This is a genomic window from Thermoanaerobacter siderophilus SR4, from assembly GCF_000262445.1.
GTDB lineage: Bacteria > Bacillota > Thermoanaerobacteria > Thermoanaerobacterales > Thermoanaerobacteraceae > Thermoanaerobacter > Thermoanaerobacter ethanolicus.
Genome location: NZ_CM001486.1, coordinates 253,034 through 267,583, shown reverse-complemented (window position 1 = coordinate 267,583; position 14,550 = coordinate 253,034). Strand labels below are relative to the sequence as shown.

Below are 14,550 nucleotides of genomic sequence, written 5' to 3'. Positions count from 1 at the left end.
AGAAAAATTGCGAAAAAGGGGGCCCATAATTTGAATGATTTACTTATAGCGGCGAGAAAGAATAAGTATGCTATTGGAGGTTTTAATTTTAATTTTTATGATGATGCATTAGGCATAGTTTTAGGAGCATATGAATTGAGTTCTCCTGTATTTTTGATGGCTAGTGAGGGAACAGTTAAATTTTTAGGAGTTAAAAAAATAGTTAATTATGTAAAACAGCTAAAAGAAGATTTTAATATTCCTATTGTTTTACATCTTGATCACGGTAAAAATATAGAAATAATAAAAGAGTGTATAAACGATGGATTTGATTCTATAATGTACGATGGCTCACTGCTTGATTTTGAAAATAATATTAAAAATACCAGAATGATAGCTGAGTTATGCCATGACAGAGGAATACCATTAGAAGGTGAATTAGGCAGAATATCAGGAATAGAAGAAAATGTTCGAAATATTGATGATGCATTAACTAATCCGGATAGTGTAGTGGAATTCATAGAAAGGAGTAAAGTAGATTCGTTGGCAATAGCTATTGGGAATGCACATGGATTATATAAAGGTAAACCTAAGTTAGACTTTGAAAGACTCTCAAAAATTAATGATATTTCATCAGTGCCTTTAGTTTTACATGGAGGCACAGGTATACCTTTAGAAGATATAAAAAAAGCTATAAAATTAGGTATAAGCAAAGTAAATATTGGAACTGAAATAAAGATAACATATTTTAAAACTATAAAAAGATATATTGGAACTATTAATAAAAATGATGTAAGACATTTAATTTCTACTATTCAGAATGATATCAAAGAACTTGTAAAACAATATATTGAGATATTTGGTAGTTTTAATAGGATATGATTATCGATATCTCCGAGGTGAATTTCATGAAGATAGGTGTAGTAACAAGTGGAGGGGATTGCCCCGGAATGAATGCGTTTATATTGGAATTAGCAAAATTATGTAGCAAAACGGATTGTGATTTGATTGGATATATTGGAGGGTATAAAGGGGTAGAGGAAAATAATTTTATCGATCTTAATTTTAATAGTATAAGTGGTATGTCATTAGGGAAAAGAGGAGGAAGTATATTATTCACAGGTCGATATGAAAATTTAAAAGATGACAAAAAAATGATTTATTTAAAGCAAAATTTGAACAAGAGTGGAGTAGATTGGCTGGTGGTATTAGGCGGAGATGGCTCTTTAAGAGCTGCTAAAAAATTGTCTGATTTAGGAATAAAGGTAGTTGGAGTCCCAGCCACTATAGATAATGATGTCAAAGGTACAGATTATACACTAGGTTTTGATACCGCTATTAATAAAACACTGGAGGTTATAAATGATATTGAAGATACTGCTACTGCTATGCCTGGCAAAATATACATAGTGGAAACATTAGGAGGCGATTCTGGAAATATAGCAAAGGCTGCATTTGATCAAGGTGCAGCAGATATAGCATTGATACCTGAAATGCCAATTAGTGATGAAGAACTTGTTAATATGGTAAAGGAAAAATTTAGTAATGGCAATAAATACATAATAATAACAATCTGTGAAGGACTAAAAAGAACAATGCATTATAGCGAATTGTTACAACAAGCTTTAAACAGAAAAGTACATGTAACAATCATAGGACATAAACAAAGAGGAGGAAGTCCCACTGCATATGATAGATATATGGCAAAACAATTTGCAAAGCAAGCCTTTGATTTAATTAAAAAAATGATTATGGGAAAATGGTTTGCTATACATTGGGTAAAATTGGGAATTGCAATTTATAATTATTTCTAATAGTTTCTTTTTCGCTCTTTTGTACTATATTTTAGGTTATATAATAATATATTGAGGGCAGGTAGAAGTGACCTTGTTTGAAGTATAAAGCACTTATTTTGAATGTCTATTATATATATATTGTTTAGATGCTAAAATTTAGGCATACAGAATAAGTGCATTAAATACTCGAAAAAGTTTTGTTATATAATTCTGCCATGATGTTATTACCCACTTTCTCACTTCTCATTGATATTGTTTTTTCTCATTCATTAATACAAAAAAGAAGTAAGTCCTTTTTATTTCAATCTCTACATTTATTTTAACACCAACCGGAGGATTAGGGTCTATACCCTTTCTCCATAACCATGTTGCCATTTTCTTTAAATTCATGGCAGCAAAAACAAGCATCGCTTGCATGGACAATTTTTCTTTCCCTCTTAATGTGTCCATCTCAAACCATGCTTCTCTTTCATGTTTGCAAATACTCTCTCTATTGTCTCTTTCCTTCTCTCATATACTTCCTTGCTGTAAGGTGTATGCCTTAAGTGCTCTGCTTCTTCTACATATTCTTCCCATATGTGTCTGAATCTCCTCTTTGTGTAGTCTTTACTTAGAGTGTACTTCTCCCTTAAAGGACAATTCCTGCATTTTTCTGGATTTGATCTGTACTCTCTATATCCTTCTCTATTCGTCGTGACGTATGTCAATATCTCATTTTGCGGGCATATGTAACAGTCATAATATTCATCATATACGTACTGATTTTTTTCATAAAACCGTCTTTTTTCATTGGTCTTGTATATGGCACTGCTGGCATTATTCCTTTATCAAATATTGTCTTTAGTACGTATGGATTTTTATAGGCCGCATCTACTGCTATTGCTTTTGGTGTTCCTACTTTCTTTTCAACTTCTTCTAATACTTCTTCAAACATTACGCTGTCGTGGACATTTGCTGCTGTTATTTTTACTCCTAATACAAATCCATTTTTATCGCAGGCTGTGTGAAGTGAATAGGCTTTGTAGTGAATAAGAGATTGATAAGACTAATAAAAAAATTTTTTATCATAAGCAGGAATTTTAAAATTTATAGCGAATATATATAATATAAACTCCTGCACAAATTACATTATATCGCACAAATGTGCAAATTTGATTAAGATACGACTAAAATATATCATGCAGTAATAATTTAGAAGAAACAAAAATATAAATAAAAAGCCTGATGACAATTAAAACATATATAGTTGGAGGTAGATATGATGGGAGAATCGTGGTTAAATCTAGAAAACAAAGTTGCGATAATAACAGGAGGTGCTTCTGGTATAGGTAAAGAAATAGCAATTAAGTTAGCAGAACAAGGAGCATCAGTAGTTATAGCTGATATAAATTCTGATGGTGAGAAGGTCATAAATCAATTAAGTGGGGGAAGAAAAAGACATCTATTTTTACAAACAGATGTTGCCAAAAAAGATAGTGTTAGGAAGATGGTAGAGAATGTTATTAAGATATTTAGAAAAATTGATATATTGGTTAATAATGCTGGTATAAATATTCCAAGACTTTTAGTAGATCCTAAAGATCCAAACGGAAAATATGAGTTAAACGAGCAAGATTTTGACTTAATGGTAGCAGTAAATCAAAAGGGCACTTTTTTCTGCACTCAGGAAGTAGCGCGAGAAATGATAAAAAATGGATACGGTGTCATAATTAATATGAGCTCGGAAGCAGGTCTTGAAGGTTCAGAAGGTCAGAGTTGCTATGCAGGAACAAAAGGTGCTATTTATGCTTTTACAAGGTCATGGGCAAAGGAATTGGGCAAATATGGAATAAGAGTTGTAGGAGTTGCTCCAGGGATTATTGAAGATACAGGATTAAGAACTTTAGAATATGAAGAGGCTCTTGCTTATACGAGAGGTATCACTGTAGAAAAATTAAGAGAAAATTATGAAAATAAATCAATACCTCTAGGAAGAGCTGGTAGAGTTAGTGAAATAGCAGATTTGGTTTGTTTTTTGGCTTCAGAAAGAGCAAGTTATATTCATGGAGTTACTTACAACATTTCAGGTGGAAAATCTCGTGGTTAAGTTGCTCAACATATAATTTTCTACTCTCATCACCCCTCATGTTTTGCGTTTTATAAATCAAATATTACACTATTGCACATTTGTGTTAAAAAGTTTATACTACTAAAGTAGAATAAAAAATGAGGGGTGATGCTATGAGTAAGTGGGAAGAAACAAGGCTTCTTGCTAAAATTGCTCAGATGTATTATATTGAAAACTTAACTCAAAGTGAGATATCCAAAAAATTAGGTATTTATCGGACAACTATAAGTAGACTTTTGAAAAAGGCAAGAGAAAAGGGAATAGTAGAAATCGTGATCAAAAGCGATTTTGGTGAGTGCTTAGAATTGGAAAAATTATTAGAAAGTAAATTTTCTTTAAAAGAAGCAGTTGTTATACCATCTACAGATGAGCAAAACGAAATAATATTAAAACAAATGCTTGGTAAAGCCGGAGCAGAATATTTAAAAAGAATTGTTAAAGATGGAGACGTAATAGGGTTTGCATGGGGTACTACCATGGCTGCAGTTGCAAATGCATTGTCGGACTGTAATAGTATATCTGCTAATATTATTCCCCTTGTAGGTGGACCAGGAAACATAGAAAGTGAATACCATGTTAATACAATAGTATCAAAAGTTGCGTCTGCCTTTAAGGCTAAAGGACATTATCTCTATGCTCCGGCTATTACTGCAGAAAAAGAAACGAAAAAAGCTATTATGAATGATAATAATTTAAGATCAATACTAGAATTATGGAATAAAGTTAATATTGCAGTGGTAGGAATAGGCGCACCTATTAAGTCTTCTAATCTAATATGGTCAGGTTATTTTGGAAATAAAGATATTGAATTTTTGAAAAAGGTAAATGCAGTTGGTGATATATGTTCTAGATTTTACGACATAAATGGTAATATTATAAATTCGGATTTAAATGATAGAACAATAGCGATAGATTTAGAAAAACTGCGAAATATTGAATATTCAATAGGAGTTGCTGAATCTCTTGAAAAGGTTCCCTCAATATTAGGAGCGTTAAATGGTAGATTTATAAATGTGCTTATTACTACAGAAAGAACTGCAAAATTATTAATTGAATTAAATAACAATATGTAAAAAATGTATTATTAAATAATTTTAGAAACAATTTTTAAAAGAGGGATTTTATGGTTTGGCATATAGTTATATTGCTGGGAGCTGCATGGTTTATACAGAGTATTTTAGGATATTTGCAAATAAAACATTTTAATAAGCATTTTAAAAAAATGAGAGAATTAGGAAGAGTTGCAATAGGGAAGAACAAAGGCAAAATAAGAGCTGGGGTAGTTGTTCTAATTGCGGTCGACGGAAATGGTAACATTATTCGAGTTGAAAAAATGAAAGGTGTTTCGGTCTTTGCCAGAATGAAACCTGTGAAAGGATTAGAAGACAAAAATATTCTCAGTATAGATAATAACACACTAAAAAATTTTGACAAATTGACAGCTAAAGCTATAGAGAATGCAATAGAAAATTTTAAAAAATTTTCTGGTGAAGGAGGTGAGGAATAGAAGAAATGTTTTAAATAGTTTATAAGTAGTTATGCAAAATTAAATAAAAGAACAAAAAGGAGGTAATTTTATGGAAGTATTGACACATGCGGCGGAAGTTTTTATAGGTTTATTTCAAGAAGGTGGGAAAACATTTGTAAATATGCTTTCTGGGATAGTTCCCACATTAATAATGCTCCTTGTTGCGATGAATGCATTAATAAAATTTGTTGGTCCTGAAAAGGTTGAAAAATTAGCAAAAGCTAGTTCAAGAAATGTATTTACAAGATATCTTATACTACCTGTGGTTGGAACATTCTTTTTCTGCAATCCCATGACATTATCATTAGGTAAATTTTTACCAGAAAAATACAAACCTAGCTATTATGCAGCAGCATCCTTTTCATGTCATACCATGAATGGACTGTTTCCGCATGTAAATCCAGCTGAACTCTTTGTGTTTTTAGGTATAGCGAATGGTATTACTCAACTAGGTTTGCCAACAAGTGACTTGGCTTTAAGATATTTTTTGGTAGGAGTTGTAACGAATTTCTTTAGAGGTTGGATAACAGATTTCACAACTTCTTGGGTTGAAAAGCAACAAAATGTTAAATTAAAGACGGTAATTTCTCTTAAATAATCTTGAGTGATAAAAAATAAGTTATCTTAGATAAATTGCTTAACAGAAGAAATGAAGTTAAACAAAAATATTTATGAAGCCTTTACTAAGGAAATTTTTAGTTAAAATACTTTTAATAACACAAAATTTACAATAAAGGAGGATGAAAAATGAGCAAATATAGGAGTATAAAGATAACTGCGGGGCCAGGTGGATTTGGTGGACCTTTAATTATAACGCCTACAGAGAAAAGAAACAAAGTTGTGACGATTACAGGAGGAGATATTTCACCTGTTGCGAAAAGGATTGCTGAGTTAACGGGTTGTGAACTGATAGACGGTTTCAAAACTACAGTTCCAGATGATGAAATTGCATGCGTAATAATAGATTGTGGTGGAACATTAAGGTGTGGTATATACCCTCAAAAAAATATACCAACAGTAAATTTGACACCTGCTGGCCCAAGCGGTCCGCTTTCACAATATATTAAACCTGATATATATGTCTCAGGAGTTAAAACGAACAACATAGAACTATTTAATGGGCCTATAGAAGAGATAAAAGCTAACATTGAAGAAGTTGCAGCAGCAACTCCAAAGCCAAAGTATGATACAAGTAAAAAAATTAGTGAACAATCAAATACAGGAAATTTAATGGTTAAAATAGGTAAAGGCATGGGATACTTAGTTGGGGTACTATATCAAGCAGGGCGTGATACTATAGATACAGTATTAAGGACGATTCTTCCATTTATGGCTTTTGTATCTATGTTAATTGGCATAATATTAAAATCTGGAATAGGCGATGCGTTGGCACATGTATTAACGCCTCTTGCTGGTACATTACCTGGATTGTTACTGATATCAGCAATTTGTTCTTTTCCATTTCTTTCGCCGTTCTTGGGACCTGGCGCGGTAATAGCTCAGGTTATAGGTGTATTAGTTGGTGTTGAAATAGGCAAAGGCCATATTCCTCCACAATTATCTTTACCTGCTTTATTTGCAATAAACTCACAGGCAGCATGTGATTTTATACCTGTGGGGCTTGGACTTGCAGAAGCAGAACCGGAAACAGTAGAAGTTGGTGTACCATCTGTGTTGTATAGTAGATTCTTGACTGGTCCTACCACTGTATTTGTTGCATGGCTTGCAAGTTTTGGCCTTTATTCAAAATAAAATGGTAAAATAATAAGGGAATAGAAGATAGTACCACTATCTTCTTTCCTTATTATTAATTAATGTTAAGAATTTTATTAGGAGGAGAGCAAAATGAATACTATTTATGAAACGATAGTTACTAAAATAGGTGCAAAAGCGCAAGATTTTTATTCAGAAAAAATTGTTATATTATTTGGAGATAATGTTCCGGATGAATTAATTGAGTATTGTGTACTACATAATAATAACATAGATAAAGCGCATATAGATTATAAAAATATAGAAGTTGGAGATATACTTAAGATAAATGAAGAAAAATTTAAAATAACAGCAGTGGGTGAATTGGTCAATATTAACCTTAAAAATCTAGGACACATTACTATAAAATTTGACGGAAGTACGATAGCAGAACTACCCGGAACTTTACATGTAGAAAATAAAAATATACCAATTATAAATGTAGGGGATGCAATAGTAATTGTGAGGGAATAATAATAATTAATTTACCATAAAACCAAGTAGAGATGTGTGTTTAACTTTGCTTTTCATAGATTTTCTCCGTTTCGTTTTGTTTAGTTTATGAAAAATTTAAGGTTATACAAGGACAAAAAGAAGGGAGGAAAATTATTATGTTATTATTAATGGATACAGCTAACATAAAAGAAATTAAACAAAGCATTGAAATGTATCCGATAGATGGTGTAACGACAAATCCTTCTATAATAGCAAAAGAAAAAGGGATTTTATTGAGTTATTGAAGGAAATTAGAGATATAATAGGATATGATAAAATGCTTCATGTACAGGTTATTAGCCAGAAAGCAGATGAAATTGTAGAAGAAGCAAAATATATAAATAAAGAAATAGGAGGAAATTTATATATAAAAATACCCGTAATACCTGAAGGAATAAAAGCCATAAAAATGCTTAAAGGAGAAATAAAAACAACGGCAACTGCTGTATTTACACCTCAACAGGCTCTTATAGCGGCTAAATCTGGTGCCGATTTTGTTGCGCCTTATGTAAACAGATTAGATAATATATCCGCAAATGGCATTAAAGTTGTATCAGATATTGTAAAACTTATAAATATATATAATTTTAATACTAAAGTTATTGCCGCAAGTTTTAAAAATGTCGAACAAATTTATGGAGTATGTATGGCTGGAGCTCATGCTATTACGGTTAATTATGATATGATAAATCAATTGATTTTCCATCCAATGACTGATTGGAGTGTGTTGCAATTTGTTAAAGATTGGGAAAATTTTTATGGTAATAAAAAAATACGAACATAGGAAATTATATTTAGAAGTAATTACAAATAGGTAAAATTTAGGATAATACGAAAATATGAAATAACATAATTATAAATAAATTGAGATTGCGGCTTTAAAATATTGAAAGATGAAATTTGATGACTACATTACAAAGGAGAGTTACTCTGTTAATATAAACTAAATAAGAGTTTTACCAATTGCTATGACAACGGGGCAAATGACAGAGACCGTGGCGAGTAGAGCAGCATGAGAAATATTTTATTAAAACAGGGAGCTTTTTAAAAAAGAGGCATCAGAATAGGTCAAGTCCAAATTTCTGTATAAAAATTTCGGTGGATACAACCAGATGCTCATATTACCGCTGCACGGCCTATTATACTGCCTCCGGACATGTAGGTGTCAAAGATACGCTATCGCCGGGCCTTGACAGCCCTTGACACCAAGAGCCTTCAGCAGTTATTAAAAGCTACCGGTGGTGATAATGGTTAACTATCTTTTCTCTTGTTTTTTTTTGCCATTTAAAATACTCGGCCGTATCCAAGTACTTTTTGCCACAAGACCATTTTTTCATCTTGTTGTTCCATTAGTAAAGTTCCGATTAGGAGAATAGCAGATTCTCGACTGGGGAATATCCTTATCACTCTTTCACGGCGGCAAATCACTTCATTTAGCCGCTATAACATATTAGTAGTGCGAAGTCTCCTTTGGTAAAGTTCAGCAAGTTCTAAAATCCGTATTGCATTTTCAAACCCCTCTTCTAAAACTTCCATTGTCATAGGTGCTTTATTTCTATATTCATCTAATACTTGTTTAGTACCATTCTTGCTGTTTTGGCATATGGTGCTTCAAATATAGCTCTTACCTTGGCATGGATTTCTTTTTGTAAAACTTTCGGAGTTTTGTCAAGAATATTACGCATAAAGTGGGTTTGACATTCCTGCCAAGTAGCTCCTTGAAAATATCGACGAATAGAATAGCCTGTATAAGCTATTGCTATATGGTATACACGCGGAATTAGCAGGTTTTGCATATTTTCTGACATATTTATTTAAAGTTAATATACCGGGCTCTACAGCTTTTGGTGGACTATTTTTAAGCTTTGTATTCAATGGAATAATTCAGCAAGGTAAAGGTTCCAATTGGATCTACGGATTAATAATCGGTATTGTGTATTTCTTTGTATATTATTTCGTTTTTCGTTTATGATAGAAAGGTATAATTTACAAACACCTGGCTGTGAAATCAGTATTATAGATACCCTTAATGACAATATACAATCGGTGCAAAAGAAATCAGTTTCAAATGACATTATTAATGAAATAATAACAGCACTTGGTGGTGCTGAAAATATTTAATGTAGATGCTTGCTTCACGAGGTTGAGAGTAAAGGTAAAAGATGTAGCCCGCGTCAGCGATGAAAAAATATGGCGCGAACTTGGTGCTAGTGGATTTTTAAAAGTCGAAAATGGGGTACAGGTTATTTTTGGTACAAAAGCAGATGTCTACAAGAGCAAAATAAAAGATATTCTCGGACTTGAATAAAACAGGGTGTTCATTGTGTTTAGAAATTTATTTGGTAAAAAGAAAAGTGACAACCAGGAAGAAATAATTACATCTCCGATGTCCGGCGATTTAGTTGATATTACAAATGTTCCCGAGCCGGTATTTTCACAAAAAATGATGGGAGACGGAATTGCTATAGTGCCGACCGATGGAGTGGTTGTATCACCTGTAGATGGTGTTGTCATAAATGTTTTTAGAACAAAGCACGCTATCGGCCTCCGTTCAAAATGTGGTGTCGAAATTATGATTCACATAGGCCTTGAGACTGTTGAATTAAACGGTGAAGGCTTTGAAATGTATGTAGAGGACGGTCAGGATGTTAAGAAAGGCGACAAATTGTTAACATTTGCTCTTGAAAAAATACATAGTAAATCATATAATCTGATATCGCCGGTAGTAATTACGAATATGGATGAAAAGGTAACGAAAATGGAAAAGTTAAATTTAGATAATACGGTTATTTGCGGTACACCAATTATGAGAGTTTTATTGAAATAATTTTAAAGAGGAAGACATTTTAAGAATTTTGTCGGACTTACTCAGAACTTAAATTAACAAGTAAGTCCGACATTTCATCGTTGCTATCGTAGCTTCTAACTTACAATCACAGTACCATCTTCACTTATTTCAATATGCTGTCCATCTTTTACAAATTCTAAAAATTCATCTCCTAATTGGTCAATAGTTACAATTTTTTTATTATTCCATACATAACAAAGTATAATCCCCGCAGCTGCAAGAGAATCTATATGCTTTGAAAAGAGCATTGCTTTTGGACCTATACCCAGTTCTGTAACGCTCTGTAGAATCATACCTCCGGTGGTGGAACCAATAGTTTGTGGAAGACAGATTATTTTACCCGCTAGATCCTTGTTGTAAAGATCTTTATTATTCTGATCGGAGCAAATTGCCTTTCCATTTCTATCATTAAGGCTTTTTAAATATGATGCGAGTATATTTAATCCTTGATGAGTTACAATGCTTTCTCCACTTACGTTTCCGCCAAGAACAACTCTTCCCTTAAACGTCCTTGTCAAATTCCACACCCCCTTATATATTCCCATTTACTATTATGTCTAATATATCATCGTCAAGGAAGAATCTGGCCGTAGAATAAGTTCTTAATTTATTTGAGTTTGTTATAATTGGTTGCTTTGCACACTCAGGATTACTCATGTACATAAGCGGGCATATATAAGTTAGATGCAATCCCATGTCAACCAATTTCTTATATGCCTCATTATCTAATTTAAACTTTGAAATAACGTCTGGAGCTGCGCATAATACAGTATTTATTGAAACCTTATCTTTCCCTGCTTTTGAAAGTCTATCAGAAATCTTTTCAACCCAACCATAAATTTGTCCAAGTGATAGATGGGGACATCCTATAAAGCACATAGTAGGCTTTGCATCTAAATCTTTCCAGAGTATCGGGTACGAATCAATTACTCTTTTAATCTCATTATCATCTATAGTATATATGCGGTAGTTTTCAACCAAAAGAGATCTCCCTTGCTCAACCGCTTCTGGAGTTATATTTTCCACATGATATAAACCCACGGCACCATTTGATGCACTAGCAGCACCCATATCTTTAAGGTAATCTAAAGTAGTACTATTAATCCCTTTTCCAAGGAATCTATCAAGACCCACAATATACGGTACATCCTCCATAACTTTCATACCTATTGCACTTCCTAAAACTTGTGCGTTTGGAAGTGTAGAAGTTTTGACTTCAACAAGCCATGTTGCCCGTCTTCCCTCATCCGTTACCAGTCCAAATTCTGGCACTTTACCAATGATACCGCATAAAAGCTCTATAAGGGCAGACATTCGATTAGTTCTCGCACCTATTATAGAATTTGCATATACTACAGCAGAAGATTCAGCCCACGAGAGAATCTGCCCCTTTTTAGGAATGTTCCCGACTTCTGGCATGTAACATGTGCATGTAAATGCGCTATCATCCTTTAGGCCTAATTTTTTGAGCTGTATCTCATATCTTTCCTGATTTTCATACATAGCATTAAATATCTTTTTTTGTGCTTCGGTACATTCTACATTATCATAATCAATAGGTCTTGGATCTACCGTAAAAGGTTCTTTTGTTTTCAATCCTGCATTTATTAGTTCATCCATCATATCAAATACGCTTTCTATCCCTGTCAGCGCAAATGATGTAACCAAATGTACTGGACCATCAATAGGGAGAAGCCTTCTAGCTTCAAAGGCTTCTCCGTAAAGCACTACAGACTCCAATACTTTTCTCATCACTTCGCCATGTTTTCCCTCCAGTATCTCCTTTTCTTCATCGGTAAGTTCCATCTTATACTGCTTCATGGCTTATTCACCTCCTCAAATGTTCCTAGCAACTTCATAAGCATCCCAGATGGCATTCATGATATTTTGTACTTTTCTTGCATCACCCAGAAGGTAAGTTTCGGCCTTATACGGTGCTATTTGTTTATATAATCTGTTATCAGGATCATAACCTATTGCCATAATCACGCTGTCTGCTGCTATAATTTCTTCACCAGTTTCGGTCTTTACAACAGCTCCTGTATCATTTACTGCAGCTATAGAAGTATTGGTTCTTATTTCAACATTGTAGAATTTTAACAAATCCTTCAGCATTTCTGAATTCATATGCGGTATCGGCATTCCAGCTGATAATATGTCTTTCAATATTTCCACAATAATAACCTTCTTGCCTTGTTTAGCAAGCCACAGTGCCAGTTCGCATCCTACAAGACCACCTCCGATCACAACTACTTTATCTCCTACTTTCTTTTTCCCAAGCAGTACATCTGTGGCTTGCAAAGTTCTTTCAATACCCGGTATATTTAATTGTTTTGGAGTAGAGCCTGTAGCCACTACAACAACATCTGGATTAATTTCATCTACTAGTTCTTTTGTAACTTCTGTATTCAAATGCACATCGACTTTAAGATCTTTAAGTTGCTTTTCATACCAGTGCACCAATCTTATGTCATCCTTTTTAAAATCAGGAACCCCTGCTGCTAAAAGTACTCCGCCTAAAGTATCGCCTTTTTCGTAAAGACTCACTTTATGTCCTCTTGATGCGCAAATTCTTGCAGCTTCCATGCCTGCTACTCCACCGCCTATAACCATTACATTTTTTGTTTTTTCAGCAGGTTTTACCCCATATTCAGCTTCTCTGCCAACTTGTGGGTTAACAGCACAGCATAGTGGCTTTACCTGAGCTATTCTTCCCATGCAACCGTCGTGACAACCAAGGCATGGACGAATATCGTCTACTTTTCCTGATTTTATCTTATTGGGCAATTGAGGATCTGCTAAAAGGCCCCGCCCAATAACAATAGCATCGGCTTTTCCTTCCTCTAATGCACTGCTTGCTAACTCTGGATCCTCCATTCTTCCCGCCACTAATACCGGAACATTTACCACCTTCTTTAGTTTTTCGGTCAAAGGCAAATAAAGTCCCTTCTTTTGATACATGGGCGGATGGTTCCAATACCAGGAATCATATGTCCCTGCATCGGCATTGAATGCATCATAGCCTGCTTCTTCAAGTATTTTAGCGGCTTCAAGCCCTTCATCAATATCGCGACCAAGCTCAGTAAATTCCTCTTCAGCAAGTCCTCCCTGCCTTATACCCTTTATATAACTCTTTACACTATACCTCAATGATACAGGAAAATCGTCTCCACAGGCTTTTTTTATGGCCTGAACTATTTCTATAGGGAATCTCAATCTTCCCATTAAATCTCCACCATATTTATCAGTCCTTTTGTTAAATAGTGCTATTGTAAACTGATCAAGTAGATATCCCTCATGTACAGCATGAATCTCTACACCATCAAAGCCGGACATCTTAGCTATAACTGCAGCTTCAGCGAACTTTTTTACAATAGTCTCGACTTCTTCGGTGGTCAGTTCCCTGCACATTATTTTAGGATTCCAAAAGTTCTCAATAGGCGACGGTGCTACGGCTTCACCTCTTAATATGGCTGGTATTGCCACTCTTCCAAATCCTGCTGTTAATTGCAAAAATATTTTTGAATCATAAGCATGTACCCTTTCAGTCATTTGACTGGCGGTTTTAATAAAGCTTACAGGGTTCAAGGTAGGACATGGCATTGTAGGCATAGCTTTTTTTTCAATTTCATTTTCCACGTAGCATATGCCGGTAATTATAAGACCAGTACCGCCTTTTGCTCTCTCTACATAATATTCAATGCCCTTTTCATTAAAAGCTCCATCAGGCGTTGACAATCCTCCGGGTCCCATTGGTGCCATCACAAACCTGTTTTTAATTTCAAGTTTTCCGATTTTAAAAGGTTCAAACAAGTTAGAATATCTTTTTTCCAACCTCATTACCCCCTCAAATTATTGATATAAATTTACTTCCTGCAAATACATACTAGTGTGCTGCCATTACCGCGTCACTTCGCTACTTGCGGTAAAAAGTTTGATTGTTAATAATCAAACAAACTTGTCGCTTCTACTCCTTTCAAAAATTTTTAAACATAAAAATCACACTCCTTTTATGCACTTGTTATTTTTAACCTAATTATCCATA

Annotated in this window: 15 protein-coding genes and 2 pseudogenes; 12 read left to right on the top strand and 5 right to left on the bottom strand. The window is 34.0% G+C overall.

The features are described from left to right. Positions 1–30: 30 nt before the first annotated feature. Complete coding sequence (locus THESIDRAFT1_RS01335) at positions 31–861, top strand: class II fructose-bisphosphate aldolase (protein WP_006569272.1); 831 nt, start codon at positions 31–33, stop codon at positions 859–861. 26 nt (positions 862–887) lie between these two features. After that, a complete protein-coding gene (locus THESIDRAFT1_RS01330) occupies positions 888–1,793 on the top strand; it encodes an ATP-dependent 6-phosphofructokinase (RefSeq protein ID WP_006569271.1) in 906 nt (301 codons plus the stop codon). A gap of 321 nt (positions 1,794–2,114) precedes the next feature. Here THESIDRAFT1_RS01330 and THESIDRAFT1_RS01325 read toward each other — a convergent pair. Next, positions 2,115–2,793: pseudogene (locus tag THESIDRAFT1_RS01325) on the bottom strand (transposase); the annotation flags it as partial. A gap of 243 nt (positions 2,794–3,036) precedes the next feature. On the opposite strand from THESIDRAFT1_RS01325, the gene THESIDRAFT1_RS01320 reads away from it, so the two are divergent. The 8 genes from THESIDRAFT1_RS01320 (at position 3,037) to THESIDRAFT1_RS01290 (ending at position 8,441) form a co-directional block, all read left to right on the top strand. Continuing rightward, positions 3,037–3,861, top strand: coding sequence for an SDR family oxidoreductase (locus THESIDRAFT1_RS01320; protein WP_039929076.1), 825 nt, complete (start codon positions 3,037–3,039; stop codon positions 3,859–3,861). A gap of 134 nt (positions 3,862–3,995) precedes the next feature. After that, positions 3,996–4,955, top strand: a complete 960-nt coding sequence (locus tag THESIDRAFT1_RS01315; RefSeq protein WP_006569270.1) for a sugar-binding transcriptional regulator — start codon at positions 3,996–3,998, stop codon at positions 4,953–4,955. Positions 4,956–5,005: 50 nt separating this feature from the next. Beyond that, positions 5,006–5,389 carry a transcriptional regulator GutM gene (locus THESIDRAFT1_RS01310; protein WP_003871420.1) on the top strand — a complete coding sequence of 128 codons (384 nt, stop codon included), beginning with the start codon at positions 5,006–5,008 and terminating at the stop codon, positions 5,387–5,389. A 70-nt stretch (positions 5,390–5,459) separates the two neighbouring features. Then, positions 5,460–6,008 (top strand): PTS glucitol/sorbitol transporter subunit IIC, encoded by a 549-nt coding sequence (srlA, locus tag THESIDRAFT1_RS01305; RefSeq protein WP_003871419.1) that lies wholly within the window; start codon positions 5,460–5,462, stop codon positions 6,006–6,008. A gap of 149 nt (positions 6,009–6,157) precedes the next feature. Continuing rightward, a complete protein-coding gene (gene srlE, locus THESIDRAFT1_RS01300) occupies positions 6,158–7,162 on the top strand; it encodes a PTS glucitol/sorbitol transporter subunit IIB (protein ID WP_003871418.1) in 1,005 nt (334 codons plus the stop codon). Between the two features lie 93 nt (positions 7,163–7,255). Then, the gene (locus THESIDRAFT1_RS01295; protein ID WP_003871454.1) at positions 7,256–7,636 is read left to right on the top strand and encodes a PTS glucitol/sorbitol transporter subunit IIA; all 381 of its coding nucleotides are present in this window, start codon (positions 7,256–7,258) and stop codon (positions 7,634–7,636) included. Between the two features lie 137 nt (positions 7,637–7,773). After that, complete coding sequence (locus tag THESIDRAFT1_RS15030) at positions 7,774–7,902, top strand: transaldolase family protein (protein ID WP_279625013.1); 129 nt, start codon at positions 7,774–7,776, stop codon at positions 7,900–7,902. Next, positions 7,899–8,441, top strand: coding sequence for a transaldolase family protein (locus tag THESIDRAFT1_RS01290; protein WP_279625012.1), 543 nt, complete (start codon positions 7,899–7,901; stop codon positions 8,439–8,441). The genes THESIDRAFT1_RS15030 and THESIDRAFT1_RS01290 overlap by 4 nt, the downstream gene beginning before the upstream one ends. Positions 8,442–8,889: 448 nt before the next feature. Here THESIDRAFT1_RS01290 and THESIDRAFT1_RS14865 read toward each other — a convergent pair. Further along, positions 8,890–9,396: pseudogene (locus THESIDRAFT1_RS14865) on the bottom strand (transposase); the annotation flags it as partial. Positions 9,397–9,800: 404 nt separating this feature from the next. Here THESIDRAFT1_RS14865 and THESIDRAFT1_RS13450 point away from each other — a divergent pair. Then, a complete protein-coding gene (locus THESIDRAFT1_RS13450; protein ID WP_208854062.1) occupies positions 9,801–9,965 on the top strand; it encodes a PTS sugar transporter subunit IIB in 165 nt (54 codons plus the stop codon). 15 nt (positions 9,966–9,980) lie between these two features. After that, the gene (locus THESIDRAFT1_RS01280) at positions 9,981–10,484 is read left to right on the top strand and encodes a PTS sugar transporter subunit IIA (protein ID WP_006569268.1); all 504 of its coding nucleotides are present in this window, start codon (positions 9,981–9,983) and stop codon (positions 10,482–10,484) included. A 95-nt stretch (positions 10,485–10,579) separates the two neighbouring features. Here the strand turns inward: THESIDRAFT1_RS01280 and THESIDRAFT1_RS01275 are convergent, their stop codons facing one another. The 3 genes from THESIDRAFT1_RS01275 to THESIDRAFT1_RS01265 are packed head-to-tail and all read right to left on the bottom strand — an operon-like array spanning position 10,580 to position 14,345. Then, positions 10,580–11,032, bottom strand: coding sequence for an aconitase X swivel domain-containing protein (locus THESIDRAFT1_RS01275; RefSeq protein ID WP_244262701.1), 453 nt, complete (start codon positions 11,030–11,032; stop codon positions 10,580–10,582). A 4-nt stretch (positions 11,033–11,036) separates the two neighbouring features. Next, positions 11,037–12,326: an aconitase X gene (locus THESIDRAFT1_RS01270; RefSeq protein ID WP_006569267.1), complete on the bottom strand. Its 1,290-nt coding sequence runs from the start codon at positions 12,324–12,326 to the stop codon at positions 11,037–11,039. A 15-nt stretch (positions 12,327–12,341) separates the two neighbouring features. After that, positions 12,342–14,345 carry an oxidoreductase gene (locus THESIDRAFT1_RS01265; protein WP_003869929.1) on the bottom strand — a complete coding sequence of 668 codons (2,004 nt, stop codon included), beginning with the start codon at positions 14,343–14,345 and terminating at the stop codon, positions 12,342–12,344. Positions 14,346–14,550: the final 205 nt, after the last annotated feature.